The organism is uncultured Microscilla sp. (genome assembly GCF_947493425.1).
In the GTDB taxonomy this organism is placed as follows: Bacteria; Bacteroidota; Bacteroidia; order Cytophagales; family Microscillaceae; genus Microscilla.
Genome location: NZ_CANLRP010000038.1, coordinates 33,215 through 54,504, shown reverse-complemented (window position 1 = coordinate 54,504; position 21,290 = coordinate 33,215). Strand labels below are relative to the sequence as shown.

General features: G+C 38.7%; 14 protein-coding genes. 9 read left to right on the top strand and 5 right to left on the bottom strand.

The window, feature by feature from the left end; translation table 11 throughout:
* Window positions 1–170 precede the first annotated feature (170 nt).
* From Q0954_RS12425 to Q0954_RS12410, 4 genes are all read right to left on the bottom strand, one after another.
* On the bottom strand, window positions 171–944 hold the full coding sequence (locus tag Q0954_RS12425; RefSeq protein ID WP_299457254.1) for a hypothetical protein: 774 nt from the start codon (window positions 942–944) through the stop codon (window positions 171–173).
* A gap of 799 nt (window positions 945–1,743) precedes the next feature.
* Window positions 1,744–3,480 carry a HAMP domain-containing sensor histidine kinase gene (locus tag Q0954_RS12420; RefSeq protein WP_299457251.1) on the bottom strand — a complete coding sequence of 579 codons (1,737 nt, stop codon included), beginning with the start codon at window positions 3,478–3,480 and terminating at the stop codon, window positions 1,744–1,746.
* A gap of 119 nt (window positions 3,481–3,599) precedes the next feature.
* Window positions 3,600–7,469, bottom strand: coding sequence for an adenylate/guanylate cyclase domain-containing protein (locus tag Q0954_RS12415; protein WP_299457249.1), 3,870 nt, complete (start codon window positions 7,467–7,469; stop codon window positions 3,600–3,602).
* Window positions 7,470–7,832: 363 nt separating this feature from the next.
* Complete coding sequence (locus Q0954_RS12410) at window positions 7,833–9,206, bottom strand: hypothetical protein (protein ID WP_299457247.1); 1,374 nt, start codon at window positions 9,204–9,206, stop codon at window positions 7,833–7,835.
* Between the two features lie 222 nt (window positions 9,207–9,428).
* On the opposite strand from Q0954_RS12410, the gene Q0954_RS12405 reads away from it, so the two are divergent.
* The 3 genes from Q0954_RS12405 to Q0954_RS12395 all read left to right on the top strand — a co-directional run bounded on the left by Q0954_RS12405 (window position 9,429) and on the right by Q0954_RS12395 (window position 12,848).
* Complete coding sequence (locus Q0954_RS12405; protein WP_299457245.1) at window positions 9,429–10,505, top strand: outer membrane beta-barrel protein; 1,077 nt, start codon at window positions 9,429–9,431, stop codon at window positions 10,503–10,505.
* 13 nt (window positions 10,506–10,518) lie between these two features.
* On the top strand, window positions 10,519–10,779 hold the full coding sequence (locus Q0954_RS12400; protein WP_002694521.1) for a hypothetical protein: 261 nt from the start codon (window positions 10,519–10,521) through the stop codon (window positions 10,777–10,779).
* Between the two features lie 569 nt (window positions 10,780–11,348).
* Entirely contained in the window at window positions 11,349–12,848 is a 1,500-nt protein-coding gene (locus Q0954_RS12395) for a SpoIIE family protein phosphatase (RefSeq protein WP_299457240.1), read from the top strand.
* 16 nt (window positions 12,849–12,864) lie between these two features.
* Here Q0954_RS12395 and Q0954_RS12390 read toward each other — a convergent pair whose 3' ends face one another.
* Window positions 12,865–14,118, bottom strand: coding sequence for a mechanosensitive ion channel family protein (locus Q0954_RS12390; protein WP_299457238.1), 1,254 nt, complete (start codon window positions 14,116–14,118; stop codon window positions 12,865–12,867).
* Between the two features lie 784 nt (window positions 14,119–14,902).
* On the opposite strand from Q0954_RS12390, the gene Q0954_RS12385 reads away from it, so the two are divergent.
* From Q0954_RS12385 to Q0954_RS12360, 6 genes are all read left to right on the top strand, one after another.
* On the top strand, window positions 14,903–15,502 hold the full coding sequence (locus Q0954_RS12385; RefSeq protein ID WP_299457237.1) for a sigma-70 family RNA polymerase sigma factor: 600 nt from the start codon (window positions 14,903–14,905) through the stop codon (window positions 15,500–15,502).
* Window positions 15,486–15,710 carry a hypothetical protein gene (locus tag Q0954_RS12380; RefSeq protein ID WP_299457236.1) on the top strand — a complete coding sequence of 75 codons (225 nt, stop codon included), beginning with the start codon at window positions 15,486–15,488 and terminating at the stop codon, window positions 15,708–15,710. The genes Q0954_RS12385 and Q0954_RS12380 overlap by 17 nt, the downstream gene beginning before the upstream one ends.
* Window positions 15,711–15,820: 110 nt before the next feature.
* The gene (gene nth / locus Q0954_RS12375; protein ID WP_299457235.1) at window positions 15,821–16,480 is read left to right on the top strand and encodes an endonuclease III; all 660 of its coding nucleotides are present in this window, start codon (window positions 15,821–15,823) and stop codon (window positions 16,478–16,480) included.
* A gap of 3 nt (window positions 16,481–16,483) precedes the next feature.
* Complete coding sequence (gene asnB, locus Q0954_RS12370; RefSeq protein ID WP_299457234.1) at window positions 16,484–18,325, top strand: asparagine synthase (glutamine-hydrolyzing); 1,842 nt, start codon at window positions 16,484–16,486, stop codon at window positions 18,323–18,325.
* Between the two features lie 12 nt (window positions 18,326–18,337).
* Window positions 18,338–19,534 carry a glycosyltransferase family 4 protein gene (locus Q0954_RS12365; protein ID WP_299457232.1) on the top strand — a complete coding sequence of 399 codons (1,197 nt, stop codon included), beginning with the start codon at window positions 18,338–18,340 and terminating at the stop codon, window positions 19,532–19,534.
* 197 nt (window positions 19,535–19,731) lie between these two features.
* Entirely contained in the window at window positions 19,732–21,201 is a 1,470-nt protein-coding gene (locus tag Q0954_RS12360) for a thioredoxin fold domain-containing protein (protein ID WP_299457230.1), read from the top strand.
* The last annotated feature ends 89 nt before the right edge of the window (window positions 21,202–21,290 follow it).

The window sequence follows — 21,290 nt, the reverse complement described above, 5'->3', positions numbered from 1 at the left end:
AACTAAGGCTGAGTCCAGCTGACGCAACCACTATTACTCGATTATTAAAAAACAAATGCCTGTCCTACTGGATATTGCCGTGCCGCGTATAGCAACAAAATATTTTATTAAACTATGGAAATTTATTTTTACACCATTCCTTATGAGACCGCCCCGAAACAATACAAAGTTTAAGCAGACAACGACACTCGGTTGAACACAATCTGGGTAAGATTTTTCAATGCCTCACGGTCATATTCAATGCCTTGTGTTTTTCGGTTCATTTTTTCAATTAATAAATTTACCTTGGACGAAAACCACCTTCTGGTAGCGTCTGGTGACACTTTTTTCTGCTCTACCAAATTTAAAATAGGGGTTATTTTTTCAAAAATTTCTCGATCCTCTATATCTGTATAAGACTTACCAAAGTCTTTCAACAGCTCTTTTGCCACTTTGCGATTGACTTTTTGGCTGATGTCTTTTATATCATTGGTAGTTAGAGGAAGCCTGCTGTATAATTTTAGCAACAGCAAAAACTTGCCTTTGTTCTCATTAAATTTATTGAGAAGCAATACCAGTCGGCTTTTCTCTATCTCTAATAAGTCGTTTTCATATTGGCTGTGCATTGCCACAAAACGCGGATTAACATCATCCAGAGAATAACAGTACTTGTCTATTTTGGTAGGTTTTACTATCAAGTCTACACAAAGGTTATACACTACACGTTCAAAATAAAGTACCAGACTTCCATATTCAAGTTTATAGTTTTTCTGAATCTGGTAACAACGTTTTTCTAAGAGTAGGGTATTTACCTCCTGAGTTAAATCATCGGTATGAGCATATTTAATAAAACCGCGTTGTACCCATTTGTTTACAACTTTACGGATGCTTGCCTGAAATGCTGGAGAGCAAATTAATTTGCCTGGATTGTTCTGCAGTAGGTTATATGCAATATGATTTTCCATCTTTGCACTTGTATAGTTTAATGAAGTAATATGATAACAGAAATAGGTCTGATTTGTATATTACAAAGGTAAGGGGGGTGAAGAGGGGATGCGATGGTTTACCTGCAACAAAGGTGCTACAGCGTAATTTTTTATAGAATAAAAAGGCTAAATATCTAAGTATACTAAGGAATGGTGAGAAATTAAATTACCATTCTTGAGGTAGAGGTTTTGTTTTGAGACGAGGCTATTTTTTGCGCCCATAGCAGCGCTACGGGCAATAAAAATAACGAAGTATCAAGGCGAAAAATCACCCCTCAGAGTGTAAATTTATTTTTGAACAATTCCTAAGATGAAAGTGATTACCTGCGGTGAGCTCGTCACAGCAAGCTGCCCCGATGAGTCGGGATTTATAAATAGACTCGGTTTTAGGATTTACAGGATTAGCTGAAGCAGAGCTCAGCACAGCAAGCTGTAGCTTCGGTTGATTAATGTTGGTATTCAGGCAATTAGTCAAAATCCACCCTCAAAACCATTTTTGTTTAAGTATATTAATACTCAATACTCCGCAGTGATTTTAGTCAAAGTTGTATGCTGATTACCTTCGGTGAGCTCGCCGTAGCAGAGCTACAGGCTCGGTTATCAGTCATTTATGAATTTAAAAACTATTTAATTGGGTGTTTAAGCATAAAACCGAAACACTTTTAAAAATAAAGTGAGTATACAATCTCAATATAAAATACTGGTTTACAGCATTTAACAAGGTGAACATTTACTCGAATCAGCTATGGACTATTGTTAATACTTACAAGTGGTGGAATTAATCAATCATTTGTTGTGGAGAACCCAGCGGCAATTGAAAAGTGAAAGTAGTGCCAACTCCAGTCGCTGATGCTACTTTTATATTACTTTGATGTGCTTCTAGTGCCACCTTACAAAAGGTAAGGTCAATACCAGCCAATGCTTTGTCAGAAAACTCTCTGGCATTTAAATCCATCAATGGTTGAAATATTTTCTGAAATTCATCATACAAAATACTGGCACCATCGTCGGCTATAGATAACTCTAATTCACCAATTGAATGGTCGTTTGTCTCTGTGGGGTGTATTGGTTTCCCCGAAATAGCTACTTTACCTCCAGTGAGGGTATGTTGTATAGCCTTGCGAAAAAGTTTTTCTACCACACGACTAATCAAACCTTTGTCAAAAGTGCCCCAATATTGCGCAGGTACCTGGTTTACCACAATGACCCCTTTCTTCTCTGCCTGAGCCAGCCAGGGAGCGATGGTTTGTTGCACTACATAATGGAAGTTAAAATCGGCAATTTTTAAGTCAAGGTGGCCATTGAGGTATTGCTGAATGGCAAGCATTTCTTCAGTATACTTTTTCATTTGGTCACCCGCTCCTTGAATCGCTACTAAATCTTTACTGCGCAAAATTACATCTAAAGGCTTCTTTAAATCCTGGGCAATGGTTTCGGCAAGTTGTACCTTAGACTCTTTCATATATGCCAATTGGCGTTTTTGCAACTGTGCTTGCTCGGTAAGCTCTACTAACTCTATTTTTCTACCATCTATTTCTGACAAATGGCGTTGAATAGTATACTTTTTATCTTGCAACTCTTCTTTTTGAGACTGGATGGTGTCTTTGGCATCCAGTAACTTATCTTTGGCAGTAAGCAAAGCAGCTTCTTTGTTCACTAGCTTGCTATTTATTTGCTTGCGTTGACGCCCATTGAAATAGAGCTTTGCAGCAGAGTAACCTCCTACAATGAAACCTACCAGTGCTAAAAATATCAATACAATGTTCCACCACTTACGTTTATTGTTAGATTCTTCGAGTTGTTCATTAACTCGGTGGCGGTTCTTGGCAATGGCAGTTTGCGACTTAAGGTTTCTGTCCATTTTTTCTAAGTCTTCTGCCTGCCCAAGGATTTGCTTACGTAATAAAACACTTTGACGTTTTAGGCGTTGCAAAGCATGCTCTTTGCGTATCAGATCCTGTTGTACAGCCCTCAGCTTTGCCTTTAACCCAGGGTTGCCGTTATAGTTCACTTTGTCTGCATCCAGGTTACGCAAAAAGGTATTGAGCAAATCAGCAGTTTCGGTATTGTCAGATAACCTCAAACCTTTTTCGGCAAAGTATATAGCCTTCTTCATCTGTTTTGCTTTGGCATACACTTCAGCCATATTCAAGTACATCTTGGGAGGAGTTTTCAGTCCAAGAGCGTTGGCAGCTCTACGTCGGGTAGTATAGTAGTTGATCAGGGTGTTAGAAGGAAGATTAATTTTCTTTTGTTCGTGTAACGCAATAATTTTATCTACATTGGCTACTACCCCTGCCTGGTTATTTTTTTGTTTGTATACATTGACTAACTTTAGGTAGGTGTTATAAGCATTGCTATACGCCCCACTTTTCATAAAAGCATCTGCAGCTGCCATCAATGTTCTTACCTCCCCTGCGGGTTGGCTGGTGAGTTTAGAGCCTGACTGCCCCATTACCACACCACTCCAAAACATTACACACAAACACAGACCTACCTTTAGTTTATTATACATCGTCAATTAACATTTATTTGAAGCATCAGACCATTGGGTTGCCCCTATACCTCATTTAAGTATTATTCTTTGCTCAATTTAAATCTTGTTTAAATTTCCGATGAGTTTTAAACAAGCGATTACCCCTCTAGTTTTACCCAAAAAGCCTGATTAGGCTTAGTTCCGGTATCATCTGCCGACAACTCAGGCTTAATCCTTTTCACAAAATACATGTCTACCTCTCCTTTACCTTTGGCGTTTACTTTGCCACGGTGCTCTACATCAAAATAATCTTTCACCATTTCATACGTATTATGCGAAATGTTCACCTCCCCTACTTTACCACCGCTCTCCATTCGAGCCGCCGTATTTACCGAGTCGCCCCACACATCATAGGCAAATTTCTTTGTACCTATAACGCCCGCTATTACCTCTCCCGTATTAATGCCCAGCCTAACATCCCAAAACTGTTTGCCTTCCGCCTTTCTTTCGGCTCGTTTTGCTGCTACAAACTGTTGAATAGCCAGCCCAGCAAGTACTGCATCTACTGGGTTGGTGGTATTAGACTGTGGTATACCACCAGCTGCCATATACGCATCACCAATAGTTTTGATTTTTTCCAGGTTATATTGTTCCATAATATCATCAAAACCCGCAAAATACTCGTTCAGGTCTTCTACCAACTCTTTGCTATCCATCTCTGAGGCTTGCTTGGTAAACCCTTGGAAGTCAGTAAATAATACTGTGCTCATGGCATAATACTTTACAGGTGCTTTGCCATTGGTTTTTAGGTCATTGGCTACTTCTTCTGGCAAGATATTCAACAATAAGGTATTGATTTCCTCCGTACGCTCTTCTATTTTTTGCTCAAGAGTAGCATTATACTCTTGTAGCTTTTCGTTGGCGGTCTGCAGATTTTCGCTGGTCAATTTTAGTAATACATGGGTTTTAATGCGTGATAGTAACTCTACCTTAGAAAAAGGTTTGGTAAGGTAATCGTTTGCTCCAGCGTCAAAACCTTCTACAATGTCTTTAGGCTGGTTTTTAGCAGTGAGCATCAATACTGGCAATTCAACCAGTGGAAACCGTTCCCGAATGGTTCGGCATACTTCATAACCCGACATTTTAGGCATCATCACATCCAGCAAAATAATATCAAATGGCTCTTTGTTTTCCTTAATAATTTTTAATGCTTTTAAGCCGTCTGATGCCTGAGTGATGTTGTAATTTTGAATAGAAAGATGATTTTCTAAGACCTGTAAATTTACGGGTTCATCATCTACCACCAAAATTTTCACCTGATAATTACTATTTATATGGGCAATTAATCGTTCATTGCTCTCTATACTTTCCAAATCAGGAGCTGATACGGCTGCAGACTTATCAAAAATACTTTGATTCAATAACGAACTGGCGGCTGTTTCTTCCTCATCGTTTGCCAATGTGGGCGGATCTATAGATAATGGCGTTTCTTTGCTCTTTCTTGCAATGCTTTGGTTTTGAGATATTGGCAAAGTAAATATAAACTCTGATCCTTTGCCCACTTCCGACTTCAGTTGAATGGTTCCTCCGTGAAGCTCTACCAATTCTTTAGAAATGGCCAGCCCCAAACCAGTTCCCCCATAATTACGGGAAGTAGACCCATCTTCTTGCTCAAACGATTCAAAAATACGATCTTGACTTTCGGGCGATATGCCTATGCCTGTATCTTTTACGCTTACGCTTAAAAAGGCATCGGTCGTTTTAGCCGATAAAGTTACCTGACCACTCTCGGTAAACTTAATGCCATTGCCTATCAAGTTATATAATATCTGTTGTAATCGGTTTTCGTCTCCTTCTATAATCGGAATGTCTTTGCCTATAGTATTTACCAGCACCAAGTCTTTGTCTCCTATCAGCTCTTGGCTTACTCGTACCACCACATCTGCAATGGCATAAAAATCAGTAGGTTTCCTTTGAATGCCCAATTCGTGGTTTTCCATTCGTGAAAAATCCAGAATATCATTTACCAGCGTAGACAAACGGATGGCGCTACTGTTGATCAACTCAAGGTTGCTCATGGTCTTTTCGTTCAAAGGTCCGGCGGCTCCATCAATCAACGATTCAGTAAGTCCAATGATTCCGTTCAAAGGAGTGCGTATTTCGTGAGAAGTATTTGCCAAAAATTCTGATTTATATTTATTGGCAAGCTCTAGTTGTTCGGTGCGTCGGGCAAGCTCAAGACGGGCTTTTTCGAGCGTGGCATTTTGATTTTTTAGCTCATCCTGTTGACTTTGCAGTTCTTCCTGGTTTTGTTCCAGCCTTACGTTTACCTCGTTTATTTCGTTGGTGTGCTTTTCCAAGGCTTCGTTGCGGTGCTGTAGCTCTTCTGAGGTAGCCCTTAGTTCTTCTTGCGATTGGGCAAGCTCCTGGGCTTTGGTTTCGGCTTCTTGTTTTGCCTCCTCTGCAATCACCAGTAAACGCCTCACCTCTTCGGTTTGTTGAGCAGAATGTAGGTAAGTAGTCAAAATACGGTCGGCTTCATCCAAAAAACGCTGCTTAAGCTGGGTAAACTCTTCAAACGAGGCAAGCTCTATAACTCCATGCAATTCATTTTCGAACACCAAAGGGAGGGCATAAATATACAGTGGGGCTTCGCTAATCACTCCCGTATGCACTACCGACTCTTTGCGGGTCACGTTTTTCAACAAAATAGGTTTTTGCTCAAGGGCTACCTGTCCTACCAACCCCTCGCCCAATTTGTATTTGTTAGAAATGTCGTTGCGCTCTTTGAATGCGTAGGTAGCATACAAGCTCAAATATTCATCTTCTTTGTCATACAAATAGATCACCCCTTGGGCAGCTTCTACATAACGAGAAATAAAACTAATGGATTGACGACAAATTTTTTCAAGAGAAATGTCGCTTGAAATATCTTTACTCAACTGGTTGATTCCATCTTTCACCCAATTCTCCTGCTCGTTTTTCAGTTTGTTTTCGCTCAAACTTTTAGTCATTTGCTGCAAAGCAATACTCAACTCATCCTGTTCACTACGTAAATCTATTTGCACCAAAAAATTACCTTTAGCTATTTCGTTCGCCTGCATGATCACCTTTTTAAAATTGTCAATCATCTGATTGATAGACAAAGCAAGCGTATCTTTATCACTTTTTACCCTAAGTGTTTCGGCAGAGTGCCCTTTAGACAAGTCAGCTGTTACACTGCCAATCTCTCTGAAGGTATTGACCATTTGCCTTACCGAACCATAAATACCAGCATTTTGTCCTGCATCAAAGTGAATATCCAAATCCCCCTCCGATGATACTTTCTGGGCAATATTGGCTATAATATGTGGTTCGCCACCTATTTGCCTCCTGATGTTACTCGATACCATCATAGAAATCAAAACTCCCAGAAAAATAGCTGCAATCAAAATAGCCCACACCTCAGTAGTAGATCGCTCGTAAATAGCTTCACTGTCGCTGGCAGCTTTGGTACTTCCTTTTTTGTTTTCTAATACAATTTCGTCCAGCTTTTCCTTAATGTCTTGAATCGCCTTGGCATTGGCTCCCGATAACACCCGTTTAGTAGCTTCTTCTGTCCTGCCTTGGCGCGACAGCTCCAGCACAGGTGCCGAAAGAACAGAGAAATAGTTTTGGCGCATTTTTTTAACACTTCTCAGCAAAGCCCTTTCTTTGTCAGTGACTACGAGTTTTTCATAACGATCCAAACTTTTGCGGAGCTTGCGGCGAATGTTTGCCATCTCTTCTTCTATCTGTTTTTTTGCCACTGGGTCGCTCGAGTTGATGTGACGAAACTCACTGATAGAATAGTACCCCAGATTGGTACTAAATTCTGAGATTTCTCTCACGTTGATCAACCATTTCTCGTTGATTTCTTTAGTTTTCTTGTGGAGTTGCTCTAATTGCTGGATAGAGAAGATTGTCATTGCCAGGGTAAGCACCAGCACAACACCAAACCCTATGCGAAGCCTTATGTAGATAGGAAGTTTAGAAAACCATCTGTTCATACCATTTTCTTTTAGGTTATAAATTCCTCAATACTCCGCAGTGATTTTAGTCAAAGTTGTTTGTTGGTGATCAGTTATTGATGAATTTAAACACTATTTAATTGGGTGTTTGGGAATAAAACCGAAGCACTTTTAAAAATAAAGTGAGTATGCAACCTTAATATAAAATACTGGTTTACAGCATTTAACAAGGAAAACATTTACTCGAATCAGCTATGGACTATCGACTAAATACTATGGACTATTGAAATTCCTGTAATGAGGTTTTATATTTTTACGTATGCAATTGTCAATGAACAGGTGCGATATAATGCCCCCTTTATTAACAAAGATACGCTTTTTTATCAATGCACAAATTCAATACTAACTTAATTGCTTTTTGACTAAAAAATGACTTTTTGCCTTGTATAAAGCCCATTTTTTGGGCTTTCTGAAACGCCATAAAAGCCAAACCAAGCCTAGCACACACAGACCAATTCCTCCCCAGTAAAACCCTTGATATGGGTTCTTTTGACTAAGTTCTTGAACAGCCCTGGGGTAATACATGTCTAGCCCCTGCAATACTTTATCAAAATTATGGTGAAACTCACGAATAATCCTGGCATTTCGTCCTTCCTCGTATGTCACCGACTCCGGGTCAAGGCTATTTAAGATGCTGTCTGACAAATGTCCACTCGGCATCAACAACCTCAAGGCGGCTAATTCTCCACTATTAAACGAATAAACCAGTGCTGGAATCCTTTGCTTGGTGAAATACGTTTTTCTGAGCTTTTTCAGTTGAGAGATTTCATTTTTAAACCTTGAGCCCAACTTATGCTGGCTATCACGCAATGTCTGGCGCACCGAGCGGTGATATACAGCCATCTCCTCCTCTATTTGTTTTTTCACCAAGCGTGACGAGTCTAATGCATGCTTAAACTCTAACTGGGTGTAATGATTAAAATAACTCATAAAATTGACAAAGAGGGTATAGTCTTGTACCAGTTGATATTTGGCATCAAAACGAGGGGAAGGCTTAAAAAATACAATGCCCTGTACAACTACATTGATAAGAATAAGTAAAGGCAATGTTCTTTTGACCAACAACTTGCGTTCAAAAGCATTAAATGCCAATTGAATAAAAACGAGGGTTATAATTGAAGTCACTATAAGTACCCAACCAGTACTTACCATACCCGATAGCCCATTGACATAAGCCGACGCTTCGGGTTTCAATAACTTTTGCATTTGGTAAGGCAACAGGTCACCCATATCTCCAAACAACTCTTCTTGTTTATAAAATGCCTGCTGGTGTTGGTTTGAAGTTAAATGACTTAACGCCTGATTGAACTGCCCCGACTCCAGTAGCTTTCTTCTGGCAAGGGAACTTTGGCGATAAGCCTGCAACATTTCACGAAGTGTAATTGCAGCAGGCTGTTCTAAAATAGTATACTTTTGATATTGAGCTATGTTTGTTTCAATGTGTGCCCAAAGGCTATCTGTTTCTTTTATCAAGTCAGCCCTTTGTTCTTCTTTTGATGCCAAAGTCAGGTAAAACTCTCTCAACTCATAGTATCCAAACTGTATATAAGCCTTGCCCAACGCCCTAATACTTCTTTCGCTTTTGGTCAATGGCTCCGCTTTGCGGTTTGCCAATAGCGTAATACTCAGGCAATACACAAAAACGATGATGAAGGCTCCCATAAGCCCTAACACAAATAAATAAAAACGACGTGGAGTGGTTTGACTCTTTGCCATAAAGTATTAAACTATGATAATAAATTTTAGAAACTATCTAAAAATAAACAATACTATTATGTTGTACTTGTGCGCTTACAACTTAAAAATTGCTCAAAAGGAAATATAATAGTTTCCCATCTGCTCTTTTTTTATATTTTTGGCAATCATTAACGCTTACTCCTAAGCTCTAGGCTTAGGAACGTATGCTGTTTTCAACAAAACTATTAACAAATCTTTTATATGAAACCAAGCTTACTCATTATCTTATGCTACATCATTGCTCAGTGTAATTGTTTTGCCCAGGAAGAGGGACAAAAAAGCAAAGAAGCAAGCCCTTTCACCATTTCTGGGTTTGTTGACAGTTACTATACTTATAGCTTTAATAATCCCACTAGCAAAAACCTAGCATACTTTACTCAACCTGCCCGGCACAATGAATTTAACCTTAACTGGGGGATTTTACAAGCGAATTATCAAAAAGGAAAAGTGGAGGCCAACTTCGCTTTACAAGAAGGAACTTTCGTAAGAAATAATTACGCCGGAGAGCCTGGTTTTTTAAGAAACATTTACTTGGCAAACGTGTCTTATAAACTTACCGATGAACTCAAAGCCACTATAGGTATCAGAGAAGCAGCCATTAACCTTGAAAGTAACTTATCTATTGACAACCCTGTGTATTCACGGTCTTTTGCTGCTGATATTATGCCCTATTACCAATCAGGGCTTGCCCTTACCTGGACTCCTTCTAAGAAGTTTACCCTGGATGTTTCGCTGGTAAACGGACTACAGAAAATACAAGACAATAACTCGGCTAAGTCGCTGATGCTCACCGCCAGTTATCAGGTAAACGATCAGCTCTTGGTAGGCTACGGCAACTATATAGGAAACGACAACCCAGACAGCCTATCGGCTCAAATTGCTTTTTTTAATGACTTTTATATAAAATATGACATTACTGACCGACTACAGGTAGCCGCTACTGTAGAGTACCATGCAAAAGAACAGGTGGGTACCTCGGCTTATGACACAGCTACAGAATTTTTTGTATGGTTGCGTTACAAACTCTCTGACAAGTGGTCAATAGCTGCATTTTTTGAAAACTACAACGACCCTAGTGAAGTATTGATGAATACAGGAACACCCAATGGTTTTATGCTTAATACTGGGTCGCTCAACTTGGCTTATCGCCCACAAAAAAACATGGCGATCAGGTTGGAAGGCAAATTTTTCACTGCCCCAGATGAGTTATTCCCTAAAGAAAATACAAGAAGTAATAATGATGCTTTTGTGACATTTTCAATGGCACTTAAGTTTTAACCAAAGTAAACCAATGGAAGTAAAAGATATATACCAGGCTATAGATGAAGCAAGGCTGTACCACACGGTGAGTAAACAAACCAAAAACAATAAAACATATATTAAGTTTAGACGCCACGACAGTGTTTTCACCTTTATCTATACCCCCGAACAAACAACTACAGAAGGTAGTAAACCAGCCAAATATGTATTGCTTAAAGACAAAGAAAAAGCCCGCTTGGGTACATTAAGAGCCATGTGGCAAGATTACCTGGAGATTAAAGGGGAAGAGTAAGAGACTTTTCTTCCAGGACTAACTGCTGTATCAAAGCTCTTTTCTTGCTTTTTATTTTCCTCTGGCAAAAGTAAAGAGCAATGCCTTGTATAGTTTTTGCTCGCATAATTTATACTAACCATTCACCATTGATTTATATAAAACCAACTACTGATTATCAGCAATTTAACTGGGTAACTCCTCTTTTTTTGAACATTTATGATAAAATTGCCAGTACTCAAAAAAAGGAAATAGGCAAAGCGTTTTATAACTACCAACACCTAAAAATAAGCAACTTGCACACTTGCTAGTGCTTTGGGAACTAAGTAGTTTATACACTATTTCGAGTTTATTTTGGTGGCTGTCAAACCTCCAAAAAACGAGCATAGCCTAAGCTACGTGAGTTTTTTTAGGTGAAGTCAGCAGGCAAAAGAAGCCGAAATATGTGAAAGGAATTTAGTACCCAGAGCACTAGTTACTAGCGAAATAGTGCTGTGGACTTATATCATTGTTTTTACAATTCTTTAAAAGATATATTGCCAAATGTATAACTACTAAACGACGCCTCAGTTTTCATCAAAATTGCAATTATGCAAACATATACAAAAAAATATACCTATATATACATAGTTGCCCTATTTATGATTGCTGCGTTTACAATTGGGAGTCAATTATTTTTACAAATATACCTGCATAAAGAAGAAGAAAACTCTCACATTATCAATATTTCGGGGCGTCAAAGAATGTTTAGCCAGAAAATTAGCAAAGAGGCACTACTTATACTGAGGGCAAAAAACATCACCGAGTTTAGTCAGCATCAACAAAAACTCAAGCTTGCGTTAAACCTTTGGAATCGTTCTCATCAAGGCCTTTTAAAAGGGGATGCACTGCTTAACTTACCTAAACCCGACCTCGATCAAATCAACAAAAAGAAATTCAGACAAATAAAACCCTATAAAGATAGTATAGCTCAAGCTTCTCAAAAACTCATCCAAGCTCGTTTTTCAATCAACACCTTAAAGCAAGAAGCCTACGTTGATCAAATACTAAATAATGAAGAAGAGTTTCTAAAACTCATGAACCACATTACTTTTCAATTTGCGAAGCTTAGTAAAGACAACATCACTAAATTTCGAAACTTAGAGATTATACTGATGAGCGTTACCTTATTATTACTGGGAATCGAAGGTTTTTTCATTTTTCGACCAACTTTCAAGCAAATCAATGAAAATACAGTTGCACTACAGGAGAATAAAGAAGAAATAGAAGCCCAAAATCAAATGCTCAATCAGGTATTAGCAAAAACTCAAGTACAAAACGACAACCTCGTCGCTTCTATCAAATATGCTCAAACTATCCAAAACGCTTGCTTATCTATAGACTCAAGTGTTTCTAATTACTTGAATAAAGACTTGTTCATTTTATTTAAACCTCTTCAGGTAGTGTCTGGTGATTTTTACTATCTGGTAGAAACAGAAACTCATTATATAGCAGCAGCAGTCGATTGCCAAGGACATGGCATACCAGGAGCTTTTCTTTCTATGATTGGGATTGCTATTTTAAACGATATAGTGAAGGCAGAAAAGGTTACTAAGCCAGATGAAATATTATATGAAATGCACCAGAAAGTGAGAAAAACGCTGCACCAAGAAGACAATGATAATAAAGATGGGATGGATATGTCTCTCATTTCTAAACCTAAAGATAAAAATGAAATACATTTTGCGGGGGCAAAAAACCCTTTGATATATATAAAGAACCAGGAGTTTCATAAAATCAAAGGAGACAGGTTTGCAATAGGTGGAGACAATATCCAAGAAAACCCTTTTACTGCACACAAGATTACCTATAGTCAATTTACTATGGTTTACCTCTTTTCAGACGGATATTTAGATCAGTTTGGAGGCTCAGATCGCAGAAAGTTTATGAATGCACGTTTTGAAAAAATATTGAAAGAAAACCATCAAAAACCTCTTAGGCAACAAAAATCTATACTGGAATCAACCCTGGAAAACTGGATAAAAGTAGGTAATGAGTCTCAAATAGACGATATTTTAGTAATGGGTATTAAGCTTACAGCCCAGACCTAATACCCTTGGCTTTCTTTTAAAATCCAAAGCCAGATTCATCTTTGTCATCATCTACATCTGGCGGCGGAGGTGCTGTCTTTTCTTCAGGCTCAAATGTTACTCTACGCTGAGCAAATATAATATTATTCTCTCTGAAATACTGCATAATTTTCACCCCAAGTTCTGTTTTAATGTCCCAATAGGGAGAAGTACTTTTAATATAAAATACATACCTTACCATGACCGAAAAGTCGGAAAACTCTTGTAAAGTAGTTTTATTATCTTCTTCTAAATGCTCGTGATTGATAGATAGTTGCTGCAAGAACTTGGTCAGGCCTGTGATTTTTTCGGGAACAGTATTGGTAGAAATATTGAGAAAAAACACGCCTTTAACACCTGATGCGGCCGAAATATTGACAACTTCTTTGTCAGTAAAAACTTTGTTAGGAATTGTCACCAAATAGTCATCTATAAAAGTTCTCAAACGAGTATTACTTAAACCAATCTCTTGTACATACCCATCGTGTCCACTAATCAATATTCGGTCACCAATTTTAAAAGGCTGATTGATTAATACACTTAGCCCTCCAAAAATATTCATAATGGTAGTACGTGCTCCTATAGCAAGTGCCACCCCACCAATACCCAAACCAGCCAACACTGTGGCCACGTCATAGCCTGCATTGTTGAGCCCCACAACTACGGCAATTACCCATACAATTACCTTGAAGCCTCTTCGGGCAATGGGCAAAATGGCGTCATCGAGGTTACTCTCCGACTCTTCTACTATAGGTACTATATATTCCTCTATGAGACCATCAATAGTACGAACAATGAGCCAGGCTATATCTAAAATAATGATCAGGTAGATAATACCTTCAATCTGATTTCTTGTCTTGATGGCAAATTGCAAGTAACTGATTCCCCACCAAAAACCTCCAATCACAATGGCTGCCACTATAGGCTCTTCAATTTTATCAATGATAATATCGTCGAGCTTGGTTTCTGTTTTATCAGTGAAAATCCTCACTATTTTAGTAAAAAACCAATAGAGTATTCGCCCTACGATGATTGCCCCCAAAATAATAGAAAGTGCTATGAGCCATTGCTTGACTGTACTACCATAATACTTTTTAGAGAAAAAACCTGAAGATTTTGTTTTTTTTGCCGCTTTCGCCTCTTGCTTCTTAGCTGTATTACTTTTTGAGGTAGAATCTGTGCGTTTTTTGTTATCCTGTGCGGTTACAGTAACCGACAAACAACCAATAATCAATAATGCCCATATAAACACAGACCACTTTTGCGGGCTTTTGACTACAAGTTTTTTTGTCGATAAGTTGCTATTTCTTTTAGCGAAAAAGTCCATTCAATATCGTTCGTAAAAGTTGAAAATAAGGATCATAGTTCGTTATACAAAAACTAGTCTAATTATGAATTAGTCTACGTGTTTTTACATTCTAACATACTAAATAGTTGTGAAAAAGCACCTAAAAAGGCCAGCAAGGTTTCATAAAAACAGGATAGACTCAGTACAAGCACCACCAAACAGGCTTTTGCTTAAAAGCCCTATAGACGTGGTTTTTTTTCTCATAAAACCCTAGGTGATTTATAGGTATTTTACCTAAAAACCATAACAAACTAAAATATATCACGTAATAGTGATTGCGATTTGCTTTTAAAAGTGAGTGGAATTATTAGAAATACACCAAACTCAAAATGTTAAAAACAAACCAAATGAAGGTGTACTTCGTAATAAAAATAGTTAGATTACGTTTATATTGCTTTTTGTTGAATTCTTTTGTCAAAACAACATACTAACAAACTTATTATATCTTTTAAATAATTTGGTAACTACAATTTTGATTGTTTTGCAAGGTGTTTGTCACACTCTTGAAATCTAATCATAATATCTTTAAAAAGTAATATTATAATCTAATTACATTCGTAACAAGCAACTGTTCGCATTCAGGTGTTAAATTTTAAAATCTAAACGTGGTTTGCCACTGTTTTATAAACTTTCGCGAGGCAAAACAATAAGGCATAGAAGTCCGCGTTAATCAAATGTACAAGAAAATATGGCGCACAATCAGATAAGTGATAGTACATTAGTATCACTTTACAAAAATGGAGATGAAAAAGCGTTCGAAACGTTGGTTCACAGGCATAAGGCCAAAGTTTACACAACTATTTTATTAATCGTTAAAGATCATTTTATTGCAGAAGATTTACTACAAGATACTTTTATTAAAGCAATAAAAACTATCAAAATGGGTAAATACAATGAGGAAGGGAAATTTTTACCCTGGATCACCCGCATTGCACATAACCTTGCCATTGACTACTTCCGTAAAGAGAAACGTTATCCAAAAGTATTGCTCGAAGAAGGAGCAAACGTATTGAATACCCTTAATTTTTCGGAAGATTCAATAGAGGCTGCCCAAATTAAAAAAGAAACATATAGCAAGCTAAGGGTTTTAATTCAAAAATTACCCGAAAAACAAAGGGAAGTTCTTATAATGCGACATTATGCAGAAATGAGCTTTCAAGAGATTGCTAATGCTACTAATGTTAGTGTGAACACGGCTTTAGGTAGAATGCGTTACGCGCTCATCAACCTTAGAAAGCAGATGAATAAATATAAAATTACGTATGACAAAAATGTATACCCCAAATGACCTCGTGAGGTATATTTACGGAGAAACCTCACAGGGAGAGAATGAAGTTATTGAAATTTTATTACAAACTGACACCAAATTCAAGAAATTGTACGACCAAATGACTTCCTCGCAACACGATCTGGACGATTTAATAGAATCGCCTTCAGATGAAGTGATTCGGAAGATTATAAGTAGTGCACAATCGCTTGATATGCATTCGGTGTAAGTTTTGTCATTACTTTCTCAGAATTTTATTCTACATTCGATTGCTTTGTGGTTAATGATGAAAATTCGTTAATTGCAAAGCAATTTTTTTATGTTTAAATCTGAGATTTTATGCGAAGAGCGGAACGTTATGAGCAGTTGATCAATTATTTTACTGAGAATTATCCTGAACCTGAGACTGAGCTAAATTACCGAACACCTTACGAGCTGCTAGTAGCAGTAATATTGAGTGCCCAATGCACTGACAAACGTGTAAATATGGTAACTCCTGCCCTTTTTGATAAATTTCCCACCCCTGAACTACTCAAAGAGAGTAATTTTGACGAGTTGTTTCCTTATATAAGAAGCATTTCTTACCCCAACAACAAAACCAAACACTTGCTTGGCATGGCAAAAATGCTGGTAGATGATTTTAACTCTGAGATTCCGAATACGGTAGCCGAAATGCAAAAGCTGCCTGGTGTAGGACGCAAAACTGCCAACGTGATTGCTTCGGTGATTTATAATAAACCTACTATGGCGGTAGATACACACGTATTTAGGGTGTCGAAACGGTTGGGGCTGGTAAACCAAAACTTGAAAACACCTCTGGAAGTAGAAAAAACCCTGGTAAAATATATTCCTGAAGAACTTATTCCCAAGGCACACCATTGGCTTATTTTACACGGGCGTTATGTATGTGTAGCAAGGGCTCCTAAGTGCGGTGAATGTAATTTGACCAACTTGTGTCGTTATTATGATAAAAATGTAGCGAAAGATCTCAAAAAATAAGTAATGTGTGGGCTCAATCTGATTGTTGATTTTCGAGGGGATTTAAATATAGACAATGTTCAGCAAATGAATGCTGCTACCCAACACCGGGGACCCGACGGCAGCCATGTTGAACATTTACATTTAGCCAGTGCACAAGTATTTATGGGGCACAATCACCTCAAAATCATTGACTTGCGTAGTAGCAACAATCAACCTTTCTTCTCAAGAGATGGGCGTTATGTGCTTATTTTTAACGGCGAAATTTACAATTACCTCCAGCTCAAAGCAGCTTTACCAACTTCTTACCATTGGAAAACCAACACCGATACAGAGGTATTACTGTATTGGTTGATAACCCACGGAGCCAATGGCATACCAACCCTGGAGGGAATGTTTGCTTTTGCTTTGCTTGATATACAACAACAGCAAATTTTATTGGGGCGCGATGCTTCTTTAATTAAGCCTTTGTATTTTTATCAGAATGAACGCTGCCTGGTGGTTTCGTCTGAAATACGCGGTGTGGTAGCAAGCGGCGTGGTACCCAATCGTTTAAACGAAGGACAAGTCGGACACTATCTGCGTTTTAAGTATGCCCCCCCCCCCCAAACCTTCTATCAGCATATTTACCACTTACCTTTGTTGGCAAACTTTGATATAAACACCCAAAAATTACAGGAAATACCAACCAATACAACATCCACCTATAGTAGCTCTCCCCTTGACAGTCAATCGATAGAAGAATTATTAATTACCTCTATAGAACAGCAACTGCAGGCCGATGTACCAGTAGGTATTTTTTTGAGCGGTGGGGTTGACTCTACTCTGTTGCTAAGCATTGTACAGGAGCTGGGTACTCAACACCTTCCCTCCTTTTCTCTGGTCAACACGGTTGGTGATCAAAGTTTTGGTACAAAAGATTTTCACTTTGCCCGGCTTGCTTCCCAACAATACCAAAGCATACACCACGAATATACCATTGACGCCACCGATTTGAAAGACTTGGCAGATTGGGTGGCTTGCCTGGATCAACCCATAGCAGACGGAGCAGCTTTGCTGACTTACTTATTGGCAAAAAAAGCCCGAAAACAAGTAAAAGTGATACTTTCGGGAGCAGGGGCAGATGAACTTTTTGCAGGGTATAACCGTCATTGGGCTTTTGCCCAATACCTCAAAAAACGCCCCCTGCTCAATACTCTAAAGCCTTATGCCCAGTGGTTAGGCCGAGGGTTATCAGATCGGGGGTCTTACCCTTGGCGCAATAAAATCAGGCTTGCTCAAAAGTTTTTTGACCAAATAGATATACACCCTGCCCAGACTTTTGTCAACTTTACCCAGTTGCAAACGATTCCGCTCAGAAAGCAGCTCCATCTAACATCACCACATATACAGTATGATACTACCGAAGAGTGGCTACGTTGGTGTTTGCATTATGATAAAACACATTACTTGGCAAACGATGTGTTGGCAATGACTGATGCTATGTCGATGCAGCATGGGCTAGAGGTGCGGGTACCTTATTTATCGCAAGCACTCACAAAAGCCATCCAACACTACCCAACGCTTGAACTACTGAAAAAAGGCAAAAAAACATTGCTGAAAAAATGGCTCAACAAACGAGGAGGGCAACTATACACCCAAAGAGCAAAAGAAGGATTTGGCATGCCTTTTGGCAAATGGCTACAGGAAGGCAAACTGCCTTGGATAACAAACTCGCTCAAAAAACCGCACCCAGTGACATACAAATGGATAGATTATCCTAAGTTTGAAAAGATGTTGGCAACACACCAGCATAAAAAAAGAGATTATACTTCAGAGATTTGGGCAGTTGTTGTGCTTGACTATTGGCTAAAAGCAAAATTCTAACCACACAAAACATTGAAAATCATCTATTTACATCAATACTTTAAAACTAAAGAAGAGGGAGGTAGTCATCGTTCTTTGTTTATTGCCAAGGCAATGGTTGAAGCTGGGTTTGAGGTGGAAATGATTACTGCTCATAACAAAAAAACACCGACCTATAAAATGATTGATGGCATAAAAGTGCACTACTTACCAGTGTACTATGATAACAAACTAGGCACTGTCCAAAGAATTATTTCTTTTATCAAATTTACCTGGCAATGTTATCGAAAGGCACGTCAAATAAAACAACAAGCCATTGATACTCCTTGTATTTGCTATGCTACTTCTACCCCACTCACTATTGGGTGGGTGGCTTTATGGCTCAAACGCTGGCAAAATATCCCTTATGTGTTTGAAGTAAGGGATTTGTGGCCGCAAGCACCTATAGAAATGGGAGTAATCAACAACGGTTGGCTCCAACAACGGCTATTTGCGTTGGAGGCCAAAATTTACCGTAAAGCATTACAAATTGTAACCTTATCGCCTGGAATGCAAGCTGCTGTGCAACAAAAAGTCCCTGAAAAGGGTATTTTGCTTGCCCCTAACATGGCCGACTGTCATTTCTTTTCCCCTACCCTTTCTACTACTAAACCCCCTTTTGTCATTAGCTATATTGGCACCATAGGCAAAGCCAACCATTTAGATTATTTACTCCAAATTGCGTCTTTGGCTGAAAAAAAGGGCGTTGATCAAGTAGAGTTTTGGATAATAGGTGAAGGCAAAGCATTGGCAAATGTTCGGCAAAAGGCAAAAAAGCTCACCAACGTAAAACTATATGGGGCGGTTGATAAAAGCACTACCAGAAGGTTATTGGATCAATCGCATGCAACCTATACTTCGTTTTTGGCCAAGCCAGTATTGACCACGTGTAGCCCTAATAAGTTTTTTGACTCGCTGGCAGCAGGCAAGCTCACCATTGTAAACACTTCAGGATGGCTCAAAGAAATTGTAGAAGAGAATCAATGTGGTTTTTATGCTGCACCTGATAAGCCAGGCGATTTTTTAGATCAGTTAATGCCTTTTATAACCCAGGTTGATTTATTACAGAAATACCAACAAAATGCCCGAAAGGTGGCCGAAAGACAGTTTTCCAGAGAAAAAATCACTCAGCAAGTAGTTAACCTAGTCAAAACACAGTTTGACAAGCAGAGAAAACGAAAAATGGTGTAATCAATTGTACACTTTATAGTCAGAATATACTGCTTACTATAACTTATGACACCAAACATAGTATTTTTTTAACGTTTTGTCCAAAACATGCGTAAATTGAACCATACGTAATTTTATATTTTATCAGGCTATACTCACTCCTAATGGAGTTCCTGCTTGATGCCAATACTCTGTTATTTATTAACCCCATACAATCTATGATAAAAACTCTACACAACAACCAACAAACTTATACTTTACCTATTTATTCAATATTTACTATGAAACGATCTATTATACTCTCTTTATTGATGGTATGGAGCGCCTGGGCGTTTGCCAAACCACCTGTAAAGAAAGATATTACCACCGTGGCTGGGGTCAATTTTCACCAAGGCAATTGGAATTCACTATTGGCAAAAGCCCGCCGTCAGAAAAAACCATTTTTTGTAGACGTGTACACTACTTGGTGTGGCCCCTGCAAAGCAATGACCCGCAATACCTTTTCAAGCAATAGTGTGGGTACTTATGCCAATCGAAATTTTGTTCCTTATAAGTTAGACGCTGAGCGAGGGGAAGGTCCTCGCCTGGCAAGAAAATACCGGGTAAATGCTTACCCCACTATTTTGTTTTTTGACCATGAGGGCAGATTAAAAGGGCGTCAGGTGGGTTATCAGAATGCCAATGCTTTTTTGGGCACTTTGCGCAAATATGGTGGACGTACCAGTGGAGGTAACAGTTACCAATCGGCTGGTGTTAATTTTTTTAAGGGAAGTTGGAACAGTATGAAATCGCAGGCAAGTCGTAGAAACAAACCATTTTTTGTAGATGTATATACCACTTGGTGTGGACCCTGTAAATCAATGACTCGCAATACTTTTAGTGCCTCGTCGGTAGGGCAATATGCCAACCGTAACTTTGTGGCTTATAAAATAGATGCTGAAAAAGGAGAAGGACCTTCTATTGCTCGTAAATACAAAGTAAGGGCATACCCTACGGTTTTGTTTTTTGATGCTCGTGGCAACCTGGTAGGTAGATCGGTAGGTTACCAAAACGCCAGTAATTTTATAAGAACTATGAGCAAGTATGTCAATAAAAGGGGCAGTGTAAGCGGAGGCAGTAGCGGCAACTCTGGGAACAGTTCTTTTGGTTTGGTTACTATTTATGAACACAGCAACTTTAGGGGACGAAATAAGTCGTTTAATACAGGAAACTATAACTTTAGCCAACTAGGTATTGGCAACGACCAATTAAGCTCAATAAAAATACGCAGGGGGTATAAAGTAAGGGTTTTTGAACATGCCAACTTTCGTGGAAGGTACAAAGACTTTACAAGTTCGTCGGGTTTTGTGGGTACTGTCTGGAACGATAAGGTATCGTCTATGAGGGTAATGAAAGCCAGCACAACAAACAGAAATAATCTGAACACCCGTAGTCGGATAGTGCTTTATGAGCATAGCAATTATCGTGGCAACAAGCAAAGTGTAGGCATAGGAAGCTACAATGTAAACCAAATACGTATTGGCAATGATAAATTGAGTTCGATACGCATACCAAGAGGCTACAAGGTGCGCGTATATGAGCACGCTAACTTTCGGGGCAGATACAAGGATTTTACAAGTTCTTCAGCTTTTATGGGTACTGCCTGGAACGACAAGGCTTCGTCTATCAAAGTAATGAGAATACGGTAAAGATTGTATCGGATATGACAGATTAGAAGTTACCAAATAAAAGATATACAAGCAAAAGTCGCTTTGAACCACTCGCGAAGGTTCAAAGC